Below are 15511 nucleotides of genomic sequence, written 5' to 3' on the forward strand. Positions count from 1 at the left end.
GGTGCTGTCCACAGGGGAGAGGTTGCATGGCAAAGGGTAAGGCAACGGCCGGCGAGATGCCGGCACGACAGGGAGGCGGACCGGTGATGGCGCTGGGCTTGCCGCCCGCGGAGCTCACGCCCGCCATGGCCGCCTATTTCGACAAATGCGTCGAGAAGCTCGGCTTCGTGCCCAACGTGCTCACGGCCTACGCGCACGACATGGCCAAGCTCGAGACTTTCGCGAGCTTCTACAACGACCTCATGCTCGGCCATTCCGGCCTCAGCAAGCTCGAGCGCGAGATGATCGCGGTCGTCGTCTCCGCCGAGAACCGCTGCTTCTACTGCCTCGTCGCCCACGGCGCGGCAGTGCGGCAGCTCTCGGGCGATCCCGTGCTCGGCGAGCTGATGGTGATGAACTGGCGCGCCGCGTCGCTCTCTCCCCGGCACGCGGCGATGCTGGCCTTCGCCGCTAAAGTGGCACGGTCCTCGGCGGAGATCGCCGAAACCGACCGGCAGGCCTTGCGGGACGCAGGTTTCTCCGAGCGCGACATCTGGGACATCGCCGCGGTGGCGTCCTTCTTCAGCATGTCGAACCGCATGGCCTCGGCCGTCGGCATGCGCCCGAACGACGAGTACCACGGTCAGGCCCGCTGAGAAGGCAGCTGCCAATGCAGTGGCGCCTCGCCCGTCATCCCGGCCGGAGCGCAGCGGAGAGCCGGGATCCAGGAACTCCGTCGGGGTTGGGTCGTGGTGCTGGATCCCGGGTCTGCGCTGCACCGCTTCGCGCTGCAGCGCGCCCTAGACGCCAAGCTCCCTCAGGCCTTCGCCTTTTCCCGCCTGAGCCCCACCTCGGTCAGGGCGTCTGCCTGGCGCTTGGTGACCTCGGCGAGATCGAAGCCTGCGACGGTCTCGTCGAACAGGCGGTGGAAGTTCAGCTCGGCCCGCAGATGCAGGAAGACGCCGCCGAGGCCGATGGCGGCGCGGTCCATGAAGACGAACTCCTGCGGCACCGTCACCGGTCCCTTGCGCTTGAGCTCCTGGTGCACGGTGTAGGCTTCGCGCCGCCCGTATTCGCCCGGGCTCACCTTGTCCGCGATCGTCCGCACGCGGTCGTCGAGAAGCGGGCCGTAGATGAACTTCGCCCAGATGTTCAGCGTGTCGATCAGCTCGTTCTTGAGGCCCTTGAAGCCCCACGTCTCATAGGCATGCACGATGCGGGCGCGGTCATTGGCCAGCAGGCCGCGATAGAGGTCGACGACGCCGCCCACGAAGCTCGGCGGAAAAATGCGGATGCATCCGTAGTCCAGCAGGTTGATGCCCTCGGGACGGCCGTTCTCGGAGAACACCGTGTAGTTGCCGAGATGCGGGTCGCCATGGATCACGCCGTAATGGCTGAACGGCGTCCACCACGCCTTGAACATCGCGGTGGCCAGCCGATTGCGCTCCTCGAGGGAATGCTCCCGGAAGTTGAGCATCTTCTCGCCGTCCAGCCAGTCCAGCGTCAGGAGCCGGGCAGTCGACAGCTCCGGCCAGACGCCGGGAACGCGCACGAGATCCTCGCCCGCGAGCATCTTGGCGTAGAGCGCGGCATGCTTTGCCTCCCGCTTGTAGTCCAGCTCCTCGCGCACCCGCGCCCCGATCTCCTTGACGATCTCGCGCGTGTCGATGGCGGGGTCCATGCGCCGGTGAACCGCGAACAGGAGCTGCAGCTGGCGCAGGTCCGCCTCGACGGCCGACTGCATGTCCGGGTATTGCAGCTTGCACGCGAGACGCTCGCCGGTCTTGGCCATGGCCTTGTGCACCTGGCCTAGTGAGGCGGCCGCGGAGGAGTGCAGGTCGAACGCCTCGAAGCGCGACTGCCAGTTGCCACCGAGCTCGGCCATCATGCGGCGCTTGACGAAGGCCGGCCCCATCGGGGGAGCCTCGCTCTGCAGCTTGGAAAGCTCCTCGGCATATTCCGGCGGGAGGACGTCGGGAACGGTGGCCATGAGCTGGGCCACCTTCATCAGCGGGCCCTTGAGACCGCCCAAGGCCTGCATCAGCGCCGCGGCGTTGTCGCGGTCCCGGCCTTCGACGCCGAAGAGACGCGTGCCGGCGATGCGGGCCGCCACGCCGCCGACATTCGCGCCGACTCTCGCGTAACGGCTGACGCGGGCCGACAGCCTGTTGCGTTCGACATCGCTCATGCGGGACCCCTGTCAGGGCGGCGCACTGCCGCCAGGACCTGAGATATAGGCTCCTGCGGCCCGCGCGCCAGACGCGCATGGCCGCAGGGAGGGATCTCAGGCCAACGCCTGCGCCATCGCTGCCTGAGGCGAAGCAGGCGAGGCCTGATCGGCCGGCACCCGCCGCGCCTCGCGGAAGGCACGCAGCAGCATCCAGGCGACCGTGAGGGTGAGCGCCGCCGGGAACAGCGGCGCGTAGGTAAGGCGGGACACGACGAAGAACAGGCCGGAGCCCATCAGCACCAGCAGGAGGAGCGCGAAGGCCGGCAGTGGCGTGCGCGGGTCGGTGATGCGCAGCGCGAGCAGCGGCGCGATCAGCAGGAGATCTGCCGGCAGCACGTAAGGTAGCGCGAAAAGCGTGAGCAGCGGCACGAGGTCGTGCCGTGTCCGCTCGGGAACCCCGGCACGCTGCATCGCGATGAGAGCAACCACGCTGGTAAGGGCCGCCACGCCCTGCACGGCAAGCGAAAGAGTGCGATCAAGGCCCAGCCAGCGCAGAGCGGCGTACCAGGTCGGTTCCCAGGACCAGAGCACGACCCGCTCCAGCATGGCCTCCGTCTGCGCGCCCATGCCCACGTCCGCATAAAGGCTCCATGCCTCCGGACCGACGACGAGGAGGCTCGCGGCCAGCAGCGCAGCGGCAGTGACGGCGGCGGCGAAGATGGTCTGCCAGCGCCGCTCCATCAGGAGGAGGACGGGAAGCAGCACGCCGAAATGCGGCTTGACCGTCAGGAGGCCGAAGAGAACTCCGGCCAGTACAGGCCGCTGCGGGAGCAGAGCGAGGCCGCCGGCGAGCAGGATGGCCGCGAAGAAGGTCATCTGCCCGAAGGCCACGGTGTTCAGAAAGCCGCCGGACAGCACGACCAGGAGCAGCACGGTACGGCTCGGCGAGAGCGTGCGTTCGAGGAAGACGCCGTAGGCGACGAGGCCGAGCACCGTCCAGGTGAGCGCCGCGACCGGAAAGGGCAGCATCCCCAGCGGCAGGGTGAGCATCATGAAATGCAGCGGGTACGACCAGAGATGGCCTTCCTCGAGCGCAAACCAGCGCCGCATGCCGATATTGAAGTCGGCGGCGTCGAAAATGGTCCTGAGCTCGCCGTTCCACCAGGTCCAGGCGCCGTACCAGGTGTTCTTGAAGTCGATGAAGAAGCCCGGAAACCACCCGTTATAGGGATATACCGTCTCGAAGACCTTGTAGAAGAACACGGCGTTGCCCGCCGCGGCGAGCGCGAGCACGCCGATAAACACCATTGCCCGCGCCAGTTGCTTCTGCATGCGCCCGTCCCCGGTCGACCAGGCGGGACGCTACCTGCAAAGTCTTGAGATTGCGTAGGCGCGAACGCCTACGGCATCTCCTCCAGTTCGGCGATCATCCGCTCGATGAGCGACAGGCCGATCTGCCAGAAGGCAGGGTCGCGCGCATCCAGCCCGAACGGGGCCAGAAGCTCGGTGTGGTGGCGCGTGCCGCCGGCCGCCAGCATGGCGAGGTAGCGGTCGGCAAAGCCCGCCTGCGCCTTTTCGTAGACGCCGTAGAGCGAGTTCACGAGGCAATCGCCGAACGCATAGGCGTAGACGTAGAACGGCGAGTGGATGAAATGCGGGATGTAGGACCAGAAGGTCTCGTATCCCGCCCCGAAGCGAATGGCCGGCCCCAGGCTCTCGCGCTGCACGTCCAGCCAGATCGTGCCGATCTGGTCGGAGGTCAGCTCGCCATCCGCACGCTTGCCGTGGATCTCGCGCTCGAAGGAATAGAACGCGATCTGCCGCACGACGGTGTTGATCATGTCCTCGACCTTGGCGGCCAGCATCGCCTTGCGCGCGGCAGGCTCGCTGATGCGGTCGAGCAGGGCGCGGAAGGTCAGCATCTCGCCGAAGACGGAGGCGGTTTCGGCCAGGGTCAGCGGCGTCGGCGCCATGAGCGCGCCGTTGGGGGCGGCGAGAACCTGGTGCACGCCATGGCCGAGTTCGTGGGCGAGTGTCATCACGTCCCGCGGCCGGCCCTGATAGTTCAGCAGCACATAGGGGTGGGCGGAGGGCACCGTGGGATGGGCGAAGGCTCCCGGCGCCTTGCCCGCGCGCACCGGCGCGTCGATCCAGCGCCCGTCGAAGAAGCGCTTCGCGATCTCGGCCATCTCCGGCGAGAAGCCGGAATAGGCGCCGAGCACCGTATCGCGCGCTTCCGGCCAGCCGATCACCCGCTGCTCGACGCGGGGAAGTGGCGCGTTGCGGTCCCAGTGGTTGAGCTGCTCCACCCCGAACCAGCGCGCCTTCAGGGCGTAGTACCGGTGCGACAGGCGCGGATAGGCGGCGCGCACCGCGGAAACGAGAGCGTCCACGACCTCCGGCTCGACACGGTTCGAGAGGTGGCGCGATTCCGCCACGTCCTTGAAGCCGCGCCAGCGGTCGGAGATCTCCTTGTCCTTGGCCAGCGTGTTGGTGATCAGCGTGAAGATGCGGGCATTTGCGCCCAGCGTGGCTGCCAGCGACTCGGCTGCCTGCCGGCGAACCGGCTCGGCGGGATCCTGGAAGCGGTTGAGCAGCGGCTCCAGCGTCAGTTCGTCCTCGCCGACCTGGAAGCGAAGGGACGAGATCGTCTCGTCGAAGAGCCTGTTCCAGGCTGCCCGGCCCGTCATCGACTTCTCGTGGAACAGCTGCTCCACCCGGTCGTCCAGCTGGAAGGGCTTCTCCCGCCTGATGTCCTCCAGCCAGGGCCGGTAATGCGCGAGCGGACCGTCGGCGGCCAGCCGGTCGAGCACGGTGTCATCGATCCTGTTCAACTCGAGCTGGAAGAAGAGCAGGTCCGTCGAGGCGGCGGTCAGCCGCTCCTGGGCATCGCCGTAAAACTTGGCGCGGACGGGATCGGACGTGTCGCCGGCATAGACAAGTCCGGCGAAGCTGATGATCCGGCCGAGCACATCCTCGAGCGCCTCGTAGCGCTTCACCGCCTCGTGCAGCCTGCCACCGGCATCGGGCTCCGCCACCATTGCGGCCAGCTTGCCGCGATAGGCCTCGGCGAAGGCCCTGCATTCGGCTTCCGCCCTGGCGAAGTCGTCGCGGAACTCCGGCGAGTCCATGCCGGGGTAAAGATCCCTCAGGTCCCATTCCGGCAGATTTCCCAGCGGCTCATCGCCGCCTCCGCGCGCTGCCGCTGCGGTCGATCGGGGCATGTCCGGGAGCCTGCGCATCTGTGTTCCTCGTCGTCCGGCGGGACGGCCTTTGCCTCTCGCACATATCGGCGAGTGCACGCCTCCGATCAATGGCGCGAAGGGGTCGCGGGTCCGCGTTGACCTTAAGGGGTCGTTTACCTGCAACACTCACGATCGCCCCGAAACGGAACAGGCGGGGACCGCATGAGCAGCACGATTCTCATCGTGGACGACGATCCGATCCAGCGTCGGCTGCTCGAAAACACCGTCCAGAGGCTCGGTTATCACCCGCAGGTCTGCGACAGCGGCGAAGGCGCGCTGGCCAGGCTCGAATCAGCGGAGGGAGGCCGAATCGATCTCGTCATCCTCGACCTCGTGATGCCCGATCTCGACGGAATGACGGTGCTGAAGCGCCTGGAGGAGCGGGGCAACCCGCCTCCCGTCATTGTGCAGACGGCCCATGGGTCGATCGAGACCGTGATATCCGCCATGCGCGCCGGCGCGGCCGACTTCGTGGTCAAGCCCGTCGGCGCCGAGCGGCTGTCCGTTTCCATCAAGAACGCGCTGCGCACCGACGCGCTGGAAGGCGAAATCCGCCGCATCAACAGGCAGGTGTCGGGAACGCTGAGCTTCCGCGACCTCGTCACCCGCAGCCCGGAGATGAGCCGGGCCATGCGGCTCGCGGAGCGCACCGCCAAGTCGACGATCCCCGTGCTGATCGAGGGCGAATCAGGTGTCGGCAAGGAGCTCCTCGCCCGCGCCATCCAGGGTTCGTCGGACCGCAAGGGCAAGCCGTTCGTGACGGTGAACTGCGGCGCGATACCCGACAATCTGGTCGAGTCCATTCTCTTCGGCCACGAGAAGGGTTCCTTCACCGGCGCGACGGAACGCCATGTCGGCAAGTTCGTCGAGGCGCATGGCGGCACGCTGTTCCTCGACGAGGTCGGCGAACTGCCGCTGGACGCACAGGTCAAGCTGCTGCGTGCCATCCAGGAGGGCGAGGTGGACCCGGTGGGCGGCCGCCGGCCCGTGAAGGTCGACATACGGCTGATCTCGGCCACGAACCAGAACCTCATAGAGCTCGTGAAGCAGGGCAAGTTCCGCGAGGACCTGTTCTACCGGCTGAACGTGTTCCCCATCACCATTCCGCCGCTGCGCGTCCGGCGTGAGGACATCGCCGATCTCGCCCGCCGCTTCACCGCCCGCTTCGCCGCCGAGGAAGGCAAGCGCCTTCGCGGCCTGACGGCCGAGGCCGCCGCGCTCCTCACCAGCTATTCCTGGCCCGGCAACGTCCGCCAGCTGGAGAACGCCGTTTTCCGGGCCGTCGTGCTGTGCGACGGGGACGAGCTGGGCGTTGACGAATTCCCGCAGATCGCGGCGCAGGTGGGAGGCTACGACGTGCGGGTTCCCCCGCCTCTTCCGATGGCAGCGCCGGTCGCGGAGACACCCTCCATGACCGCGCCGTCCGCGGCCGAGATCGTCATGCGCGATCCCAGCTATCTCCGGCTGATCGACGACACCGGCGAGGTACGATCCCTGACTGATCTCGAGGAGGCGGCGATCCGGTTCGCGCTGGATCATTGCCGCGGTCACATGACCGAGATGGCGCGGCGTCTGGGAATCGGGCGCTCGACGCTCTACCGGAAGCTGAAGGAATACGGCCTCGATACCGACGATCCCGGCGAGACCGCAGCGGCCTGACCGGCAGCTTTGCAACACGCTCCGGAAAAACCGGGGTTCACCACTTTCGTGAATCAGGCCGCAGGGATTGCACCTTGCGTGCGCGACGGGGACATGGACAAGTGACCAAGGATGCAGCGCACAGGATGGCCGTGACGGAGACAATCATGCGTGCGCGCCTCTGGCGTGCGCCGTTGACCGGTGCATCCCTGCTGGCCCTGGTGCTGGCGGCCCCCGCGGCCGTCGCGGGCGACCAACAGACCCCCGCATTCGAGGTGGTGAAGGCTGCTGGTGCTTCGCCTGCCGCGGTTGCGGTTGAGGGCGCGGCGTCGCCTGCGCTGGCGCCGATTGAGGTGGTCGTCCCCGAGCCACCGCCGGTCACGGTCAGGATCGATCCTCCTGCTCCCGAGCCCCAGATCGCGCCGCCGGACCTTCCGGACGCACCGGTCGTCATCGAGGTTCCCGCTGAGCCTGCCTCCTCACCGGCGGCCGAGCAGCCGGCGGAGCCCGCTCCGGTCGTCGTGGAGGCTCCAGCGGAACCCGCTGCCCTCGCTCCGGTGGCCGAGGCTCCCGTTGAGCCGGCTCCGGCGCCAGTTGCGGAGGCTCCATCGGGGGCCGCTCCGGCACCCGTTGCCGAAGAGGCCGCGCAGCCCTCCCCGGCCCCCGTCGCATCAGCGCCGGCAGAGCCCTCCCCTGCCCCGGTGGCCGAGGCGCCGGCCGAGCCCGCGCCTGCCCCCGTAGCGGCAGCTCCGGCGGAGCCGGCCCCGGTCGCCAGCGTGGCAGACCCCGCTCCCGCTCCCGTGGCGGATGTGCTGGTGCCCGAGCTTCCGCCGGCAGCCGTCGTCATCGATATTGCCGCCCGAAATCCGGTGGCCGTCGCCGTCGAGGCACGGCTGGCGTCCGGCCCATGGACGGCCGGCCCCATGGCGCAACTGTCGAAGAGCGAGAGGGAGGCCATCGCCTCCTTCTACGTGGCGCGCCACGGCGAGCCGCTGTTTGCCGGACTGTCCGGACTGAACGCAACGGCTCGCAGCGTGGCGGACCAGATCGCGTCGGCGGATTTCGACGGCATGGATCCGGCAGCCTACCCTGTACCGGCGTCTTTCGCAGCAACTCCGGATGCCGCTGCGCAGGCCGAGCTCGCCGTCGCGGCCTCCGCCTACGCCTATGCCCGCGACGCACGCGGCGGCCGGATCGAGCCGGCTCGCCTGTCGAAGCTGATCACGCCTGAACTCACCCTGCCTGCGCCGGCAACCGTGCTCGCCAGCATCGGCGCCGCGGCAGACCCGGCACAGATCCTCGCCGGATACCAGCCGCAGCACGAGGGCTACAAGGCCCTGAGGGCCAAGCTGGTGGAACTGCGGGAAACGACCGGTGCGCTGAACCGCAAGGCGCCCCTCTCGGCTGGCCCGGCACTTCGGATCGGCGTCTCCGACGCACGTGTTCCCTTGTTGCGCGCCAAGTTCGACCTTCCCGCCCGCGAGGACGATGTCTACGACGACGAACTCGCGGATGCCGTCAAAAGCCTGCAGAGGGCGAACCGTCGCCGGGCCACAGGCGTCTTTGACCCCTCGACCGCCGCCATCCTCGAGGGGCCGCGGCCCACTCCGTCGGTGTCGCCGGCCGACATCATCGCCAACATGGAGCGCTGGCGCTGGCTGCCGCAGGATCTCGGCAAGCGGTACATCACGGTCAACCTGCCCGAATACACGTTACGCGTGTTCGACGGCGACGCGATCGTGCACCAGACCCGGGTCATCGTGGGCAAGCCGGACACTCCGACGCCGCTGTTCTCGAACGCGATGCAGCACGTCATCGTCAACCCGTACTGGAACATCCCGCCCTCGATCATGAAGAACGAGATCCTGCCCAAGCTGGCCGAGGATCCGGACTATGCCGCCAAGCGGGGCTACGAGGTGATCAGCCGCAACGGGCGGATCGCCGTGCGCCAGCCGCCGGGCGAGCGGAATGCGCTGGGCTTCATCAAGTTCATGTTCCCCAACCAGCACTCCGTCTACCTGCACGACACCCCGACGCGGAACCTGTTCTCGGCCGACCGCAGGGCGTTCAGCCATGGTTGCGTTCGCGTCGACCAGCCTTTCCGGCTGGCCGAAGTGGTGCTCGGCGACGCCGGCTACGACGAGGAGCGCATCCGCAAGCTGATCGGCAAGGGCGAGCGGATGATCCGCCTGGCCGAGCCGCTGCCCATTCACCTCACCTATTTCACGCTCTTCGTGGACGAGCATGGCCGGCTTCAGCGGCGCGACGACATCTACGGCCACGACGGGAAGGTCCGCACGGCCCTCGGCCTGACGAATGACGGGCGCCGCTTCGCCGGCCTGAAGGACGTGGTCACCTCACGCTGAGGCAGTGGACCGGGTTGCCGAGTCCAAGTTTTCGCCACCTTTCGGTCCTAGCCGTGTCGGGTGCGGCGCCGACGCCACCTGCGTAATGGGTGGTGCAGCGTGGGGGGTAACGTGGCATTAACCGTTCTCGGCAACCATCGGTTTACGAAGCCGATGTCCTCAGAGCCACGGCTGCATTTCGCTCCCACCAAGGCGGATTAGAAGAGTTGGCCCGCCCGCGCAGACATCGTGCCGCCACCGTTCTCCGGCGCTGGGCCGTTTTCCTGTCGATGCCCGCGGGAGCCCTGGGCGTCCTGCTGGCCAGCACGGGGACGAGCGGCCTCGCCAATGCCAATGGCGAAACGCGGACGCTGGAGATCTACCACACGCACACGCGTGAATCGGCGTCGATCACCTACAAGCGGAACGGGCAGTTCGACAAAGACGCCCTCGAGAAGCTGAACTGGATCCTCCGCGATTGGCGCCGCGACGAGCCGACCAGCATGGATCCGCGCCTCTTCGACATCGTCTGGGAAGTGCATCGCGAGGTCGGCTCCAACGAGCCTCTGCACATCGTTTCCGCCTACCGTGCCCCCGAAACCAACGCCATGCTGCGCCGCCGTTCCAGGCAGGTGGCCAAGCACTCCCAGCACATGCTGGGCAAGGCGATGGATTTCCAGCTGCCCGACGTGTCGATGTCCAAGGTCCGCGAAGTCGGCATGCGCCTTCAGCGCGGCGGAGTGGGCTACTATCCCACCTCCAATCCCTTCGTGCATCTCGATGCCGGCAGTGTCCGCCACTGGCCGCGCATGACCCGGGATCAGCTGACCCGGCTGTTCCCGGACGGGAAAACCGTGCACATTCCCTCCGACGGCAAGCCGATGCCGGGCTACGACGTCGCGGCAGCCGAGATCGAGCGCTATGGCGGCACTGTCTCCGCCTATGCCGACGCCGGCGACGAGGACGAGGGCCTGTTCGGCAGCAAGGGCAAGAGCTTCTTCGCCGCCCTTTTCGGCTCGCGTGACGACGAGGCGCAGCAGACCCGGGCGCAGGTCAACCGCCGCTCTACGCGGGTCGCCCGCGCCGAGGAGCCGGAGAACACGGTCGAACCCTACGAGACAGTCACCCGCGGCAGCCCCATCGTCTCGGGCGGCGCGGCTGCCGTCGCACAGGCCCCGGCGGCTGCCGAGGCACCCCCGCAGCCGTCTCCAGCCCCCGCTCCGCAGGCCAAGCCCGTCGCCGTCGCCGCCCTTGCGCCCGAGCCTGCCCTGCAGCAACAGCCGGCAGGCCGGTCCGCGCAGCCCCAGCTCGTCTGGGAAGCGGGCCCGGCAGGCGCAGCACGGCCGGACGGGGCGGAAGCCGCGAACGAGGGCCCAGTCGTCCCGCTGCCGCTCTCGCGTCCGCGGGATCTGGAATCGCTGGTCGCGGCCGCTGACGTGCCGCTGCCGCCATCACGCCCGGTGGAGGTCGCTTCGCTCCTGCCCATCGTGCCCAGTGCAGAGACGATCGGCGTGGCCGAAACGATCTCAGCTCCGCCCGGCGACAAGGACGTCTCGGCCTACGCTCCCATGCCGCCGGTGCGGCCCACGGCGCTGGTGACAGCGAGCCTGGCGCCGCAGCCCGGTCCGCCGCCGCAGCACGCGCGCGCAGAGGCCCCTTTGGCCGTAGGCGGACAGACTGCATCCGCCGCGGAGCTCGACAGGACGGGCCTGAAATCGCTCTTCTCTGCCGCTGCAACCGGCCTGCCGAAGACGGCCCGCGTGCGTACCGCCAAGGCCCACATTGCCGTCACCAATGTCCGGGGTCTGACCGATTCGCCTGCCTCATCGGTCGTGATGGGCTTCGGCACGGCCGACGATATGACCACCGAGCGCTTCTCCGGACCGGCCGTGAAGGCCCTGGCGGTCGCCAAGTTCCAGCCCTGAGGCAAGCCGGTCCTACCGCTTTCGGCAAGGTCGTTTGCAGCGAAAGCGAAGCTGCAAGCCCGAGTCCCTGCATGTAATTTCGGCATGACCGGGGGTAGGCGAACCACCCTCCGTACGGTCACGCGCAGTCAACCATACTCCGAAAGGGGTCGGGTAAACCCCATAAGTGTAATTGCCTGTTGGGGATTAATCTTTTTAGTATTCTGAAGGGCTGAAATTAATATTTACCTCCGCAGCCTGCGTCCTTGGACTGCCGATCCGTCGGCCCGCATACGGCGGAGACATCGAGATGACCGCGACCGTACCGTTAGGGGGATACGGGCAGACGCCGGCCTTCTTCGGCAGCTGCTACCCCTTCACTCGAGACGACCTGCTGCGGCTTGCGCCGCCGGGTGGTACGTTCCGCATGCCGGCCGGGCGCCAGCTCCAGGCTCCGGAGGAAAGCGGCGAGCGCATCATCGGGCTGCTGTCGGGATGGGCCTTCTCCTATCGCCTTTTCCCGGAAGGGCTGCGCCAGATCACCACGATCGAGCTGTCCGGCAGCATGGTGGGACTGAACCTCAACCTGCGTGAAGCAGCCGCCTGCGGCTGCGAGACGCTGACCGAGGTGACCTACTGCCTGATCCCCCGCGAAACGCTCATGCGGCAGGCGGGCCTGCAGCCGACCCTCGGCCTTCGCCTGACCGCCGAGATCATCCGCCGCGAGCTTCTCCTGCGCGAGCGCCTGGCCGACGTGGCGCGCCGCTCCGCGCGCGAACGGGTGGCAAACCTGCTGCTGGAGCTGAGCTGCCGCGCCGAAGGTCGCGACCTCGCCCACGGCGCCGGCATCGTGGTTCCGATGACGCAGAACCAGATCGCCGACGCGATCGGGCTGACGCCCATCCACGTCAGCCGCACGCTGAAGGAGTTCAAGCGCTCAGGCGTGATCCGCTATGTTCGCCGGGAGCTGGTGGTTGCCGATCTCGCGCAGCTCCGGCAGATCAGCACCTTCGAGGACAGCTACGTCACCTGGCTGAAGCGGCCGGCCGGCGTCCGGCCATCCGTGGCAGATACGGTAGCGATCGGCGAAAGCGTAGCCGTTTCCGCAGCGTAGCTCCAAGCGTGCCGTCCTGATGGCGATGGCTGGCGGGGGAACTCCTCCGCCGGTCGAACCCCCGCGAACCCAGCCTCAGCCGACCAGTACGCGGGCTTCCGCACCCCGGGTCCGCACGGCCGCCGGCGGCACGGAATTGCGGATCATCTCGCTCGTGGCCAGGACCACCTCGACCCGATTGTGGGCACCGAACTTCCGCATGAGATTGCGCAGGTGGACCTTGACCGTTCCTTCCTGCATGTCCAGCGCGGCGGCGATGGCCTTGTTCGACTTGCCCGTGTGCAGGAGCTGGAGGACGTCGAGTTCCCGGCGGCTCAGCGGCACGCCCTCGGCGGTCGCCGGGTCACCGGCACCGCGCGGCTCGGCCGAGTAACCGGCAGCTGCTGCCAGCACGGCGGAGGATGGCATGAACTCGCCGTCCGCGAGCAGAACACGCAGCGCGTGCACCAGCGCGGCAGCACCCATGGTTGTGGAGATGAGGCCCCGGATGCCCAGCGACATCGCGAGGCGGAGCACTTCCTCGTCGCCGCCATCGGAGATGATCGCGACGGGCACCTTGCCCGCAAGCCGGGCGGCGGCACGGATTTCGTCTGCCACGCGGTCGTCGAGGCCAGCGCAATAGAAAACGACGAGGCACGGCCCCGCCTCCTCGACCCGGTCGCGCACCTCGGCGAAACTTTCGTGCCCCGCGACGGCAAGGTCAGGTGCAACACCCGCGAGATGCTCGCCGAACAGTTCCCGCAGCATGCGCTGCCGGGCAACGAGGAAGACCTTGGCGGAGGGGTGGTCGATCATCATGGCCTTGTGCCTCTGTTGGTCTCGGCTTGGCTGCTTCCCGATTGGCGGGGCGAGCGGGGAATTTGGGTCGTCTCGAACTGTCGAATTTGAAGTAACACAACTTTAAGGATATGCCTAGCGTGCCGGAACCTAGGCTTTTGAACGTCGTGCAAAATGGTTGATTGCGGTGCGTATGGTTACGTTTGTTAACCAAGTTACGCTGGCTGCCCGCTTTTTCCCGACAGCGCTGCCGTACGCCCGCATCGAGGCCCGTCCAGGCGGGGCGCAAAGGCGGTACGACTTCGTGCGGGAACCCCGCCGGCGGGGTCAGCGGGACCTTTGACCCGACGGCGCAGCGACGATCCTCACCACGCCGATCTTCCCGAACCACACCAAGGCCCGCACCGCCGCCCGTCTCTGTTCCGGCGGCAGGACGGCGACCACGTCCCGCACGCGAAACTGCGCGCCCTTCTCCAGCTGCTCGAGAAGAGCCCTGCACAGCGCGTCGGATGGCAGCGCCGCCCGGGCATGGCGAACGAGGGGAGAGACCCGCAGCCGTTCGTAGATGTCTATCCCGTCGGCATCGACCATGCCGATCTGGTCATCCGGACGCAGCGCCCGGGTCGGATAGGCGGCGTAGGCGCTGAACGGATCAGGCATGGCCGGGTTCACCTGCCGGCCGGCCGCCACCGCTCCCGCCTCGACGCCCCGCCCGCGGCGCTCGGACTGCTCGGCCCACAGCTCCTCGAACTGGCGGATGATCACCGGCCAGGCATAGGTCTCCCGCGCCCGCTTCCGCCCCGTCTCGCCCATGGACTGCCTGAGATCCGGGTTCCGGGCGAGCGTCTCCAGTGCCTGGACCGTGGCGGGGATGTCCACCATGGCGAACATCGCAGCGTGGGCGATGTACTGGTCGTAGCCGTCCACCCCAGCGACGTACCGCGAGGCGATGTCCGGCCCGGAATCCGGCGGGGGCATCAGCGTCGGGATGCGGAACCCGTCCACCCCGTGGCGGACGACGTCCTTGGCGCCGTTCCAGTCCGAGACGACGACCGGCAGCGCAGCCGCCATGGCTTCCAGTGGGGTCAGCGCGAACGTGTCCTGCACATTGTCGCCGAGCAGCGCGAAGCTGTCGCAGGCCCCCCAGATGGAACGGCGGACGGCGGGATCGCGCCCGTCGAGATAGATGGCGTTCACCGACGGCGCGAGGCTTGAAGCTTCGGCCCGGTAGGCCGTCTCGGCGGGCACGGAGCCGAACCATCCGGCCTGCACGAGGTGCACGCGCTGCGGGACGCGCGCCGCCACTTCCTCGAGAGCCAGAAACAGCGCCAGAGGGTTGGCCTTGGACTGCGCGCTCAGGCGGCCGAAGCACAGCACGGCAAAGTCGCCGGTCCCGATGCCGAGCCGCTTGCGCCAGGCTGTCCGCGCCGCTGGATCGGGGGCGAACTCGCCCGGATCCAGGCCGAGCGGGATGACGGGCAGCATCGGTCGCGTGATCCGTGCGGCGTCGAACCGGTCCTCGAGGTAGCGTGCCTCCTCGTCGAGGATGAAGGAGACGGCCTTCTGCACGCCGGACGAAACGCAGACGAGCGCATCCCACGCCTCGACCGGCGCGTGCAGCATGTCGGCAATGCGGCGGGAGACCGCTCCGTTGAGCGGCGAGCGCACAAGCCCGCACAACGCATAGGTCCGCTGGCCGGCAGAGCGCCTCTGCCACGCGAAGGCGGGAAGATTGGCATCCGGCACCATCAGGCAGCCGACATCGGCCAGCCTCTCCGGCTGCGTCATGGGGATCCATTCCACCGAATCGAGCCCGCGCAGGGGCTCGACGATCGTCCGCAGCGTGTCGGCGCTGGAGCGGCTGTGGGAGAGGCACAGCAACGGGCTCGCCTTGCCATAGCGGGCGAGCGCACGGACGAATCCCTCACCCGCCGAATCGCGTCCGAGGAGGTCGGGGCGGCTCGTCGTGAAGGCGTCGGGATCGAAGTAGAGTGCCGCTGCTCCCCTGCCGCCCGGCGGCGGGGGTCCTTTTCCCGTCAAAGGCAAATCCATGCTCGAGACCGTGTCGCGGCACCATAGGCAGGGTGCCGCGAATCGCGATTAGCCCAAGTTAAACACGCCGAGTCCGCCCTGTTTCTGGTGCACGACACACACACTGGCGCGGTTTTACGCAAATTCAGACCGTATCCAGAAAAGGTGGATGCGGCATGCCGCACAATGCGGCACCGCGCCGCCGGAGCCGGCCTCGGACATTCCGCCGCTGTGGAGGGCGGGCCCTCGGGCCCCCCACGCGCCGCGCTTCGTGCTACCCCCTCTGGGTCGTAACAAGACGTGCGGGA

10 protein-coding genes are annotated in these 15511 nt (G+C 68.0%); 5 read left to right on the forward strand and 5 right to left on the reverse strand.

Annotated features, from left to right (window positions below; all coding sequences use genetic code 11):
- Positions 1–26: 26 nt before the first annotated feature.
- Positions 27–635 carry a peroxidase-related enzyme gene (locus AC5JCN_RS13985; protein WP_495755678.1) on the forward strand — a complete coding sequence of 203 codons (609 nt, stop codon included), beginning with the start codon at positions 27–29 and terminating at the stop codon, positions 633–635.
- Positions 636–796: 161 nt separating this feature from the next.
- Here the strand turns inward: AC5JCN_RS13985 and AC5JCN_RS13990 are convergent, their stop codons facing one another.
- The 3 genes from AC5JCN_RS13990 to AC5JCN_RS14000 form a co-directional block, all read right to left on the reverse strand.
- On the reverse strand, positions 797–2167 hold the full coding sequence (locus tag AC5JCN_RS13990) for an ABC1 kinase family protein (RefSeq protein WP_495755679.1): 1371 nt from the start codon (positions 2165–2167) through the stop codon (positions 797–799).
- Between the two features lie 96 nt (positions 2168–2263).
- On the reverse strand, positions 2264–3481 hold the full coding sequence (locus tag AC5JCN_RS13995) for a glycosyltransferase family 87 protein (protein WP_495755680.1): 1218 nt from the start codon (positions 3479–3481) through the stop codon (positions 2264–2266).
- Between the two features lie 68 nt (positions 3482–3549).
- Entirely contained in the window at positions 3550–5373 is a 1824-nt protein-coding gene (locus AC5JCN_RS14000; RefSeq protein ID WP_495755681.1) for a M3 family oligoendopeptidase, read from the reverse strand.
- 183 nt (positions 5374–5556) lie between these two features.
- On the opposite strand from AC5JCN_RS14000, the gene AC5JCN_RS14005 reads away from it, so the two are divergent.
- The 4 genes from AC5JCN_RS14005 to AC5JCN_RS14020 all read left to right on the forward strand — a co-directional run bounded on the left by AC5JCN_RS14005 (position 5557) and on the right by AC5JCN_RS14020 (position 12395).
- Complete coding sequence (locus AC5JCN_RS14005) at positions 5557–7053, forward strand: sigma-54-dependent transcriptional regulator (RefSeq protein ID WP_495755682.1); 1497 nt, start codon at positions 5557–5559, stop codon at positions 7051–7053.
- 146 nt (positions 7054–7199) lie between these two features.
- Positions 7200–9398, forward strand: a complete 2199-nt coding sequence (locus AC5JCN_RS14010; RefSeq protein WP_495755683.1) for a L,D-transpeptidase family protein — start codon at positions 7200–7202, stop codon at positions 9396–9398.
- 206 nt (positions 9399–9604) lie between these two features.
- Positions 9605–11302, forward strand: a complete 1698-nt coding sequence (mepK, locus tag AC5JCN_RS14015) for a peptidoglycan L,D-endopeptidase MepK (protein WP_495755684.1) — start codon at positions 9605–9607, stop codon at positions 11300–11302.
- A gap of 289 nt (positions 11303–11591) precedes the next feature.
- Positions 11592–12395: a Crp/Fnr family transcriptional regulator gene (locus AC5JCN_RS14020; RefSeq protein WP_495755685.1), complete on the forward strand. Its 804-nt coding sequence runs from the start codon at positions 11592–11594 to the stop codon at positions 12393–12395.
- Between the two features lie 75 nt (positions 12396–12470).
- On the opposite strand, the gene AC5JCN_RS14025 is transcribed toward AC5JCN_RS14020, so the two are convergent.
- Both AC5JCN_RS14025 and AC5JCN_RS14030 read right to left on the reverse strand, forming a co-directional pair.
- On the reverse strand, positions 12471–13193 hold the full coding sequence (locus tag AC5JCN_RS14025) for a helix-turn-helix transcriptional regulator (protein WP_495755686.1): 723 nt from the start codon (positions 13191–13193) through the stop codon (positions 12471–12473).
- Between the two features lie 306 nt (positions 13194–13499).
- Positions 13500–15212, reverse strand: coding sequence for a glycosyltransferase family 4 protein (locus tag AC5JCN_RS14030; protein ID WP_495755687.1), 1713 nt, complete (start codon positions 15210–15212; stop codon positions 13500–13502).
- Between the last annotated feature and the right edge of the window lie 299 nt (positions 15213–15511).

It is taken from the genome of Alsobacter sp. (assembly GCF_059501845.1).

Bases quoted from the DNA above. Each gene is read 5' to 3' on its own strand.
- AC5JCN_RS13985 (WP_495755678.1), top strand. From the start codon at position 27: ATGGCAAAGGGTAAGGCAACGGCCGGCGAGATGCCGGCACGACAGGGA.
- AC5JCN_RS13990 (WP_495755679.1), bottom strand. From the start codon at position 2,167: ATGAGCGATGTCGAACGCAACAGGCTGTCGGCCCGCGTCAGCCGTTAC.
- AC5JCN_RS13995 (WP_495755680.1), bottom strand. From the start codon at position 3,481: ATGCAGAAGCAACTGGCGCGGGCAATGGTGTTTATCGGCGTGCTCGCG.
- AC5JCN_RS14000 (WP_495755681.1), bottom strand. From the start codon at position 5,373: ATGCCCCGATCGACCGCAGCGGCAGCGCGCGGAGGCGGCGATGAGCCG.
- AC5JCN_RS14005 (WP_495755682.1), top strand. From the start codon at position 5,557: ATGAGCAGCACGATTCTCATCGTGGACGACGATCCGATCCAGCGTCGG.
- AC5JCN_RS14010 (WP_495755683.1), top strand. From the start codon at position 7,200: ATGCGTGCGCGCCTCTGGCGTGCGCCGTTGACCGGTGCATCCCTGCTG.
- AC5JCN_RS14020 (WP_495755685.1), top strand. From the start codon at position 11,592: ATGACCGCGACCGTACCGTTAGGGGGATACGGGCAGACGCCGGCCTTC.
- AC5JCN_RS14025 (WP_495755686.1), bottom strand. From the start codon at position 13,193: ATGATGATCGACCACCCCTCCGCCAAGGTCTTCCTCGTTGCCCGGCAG.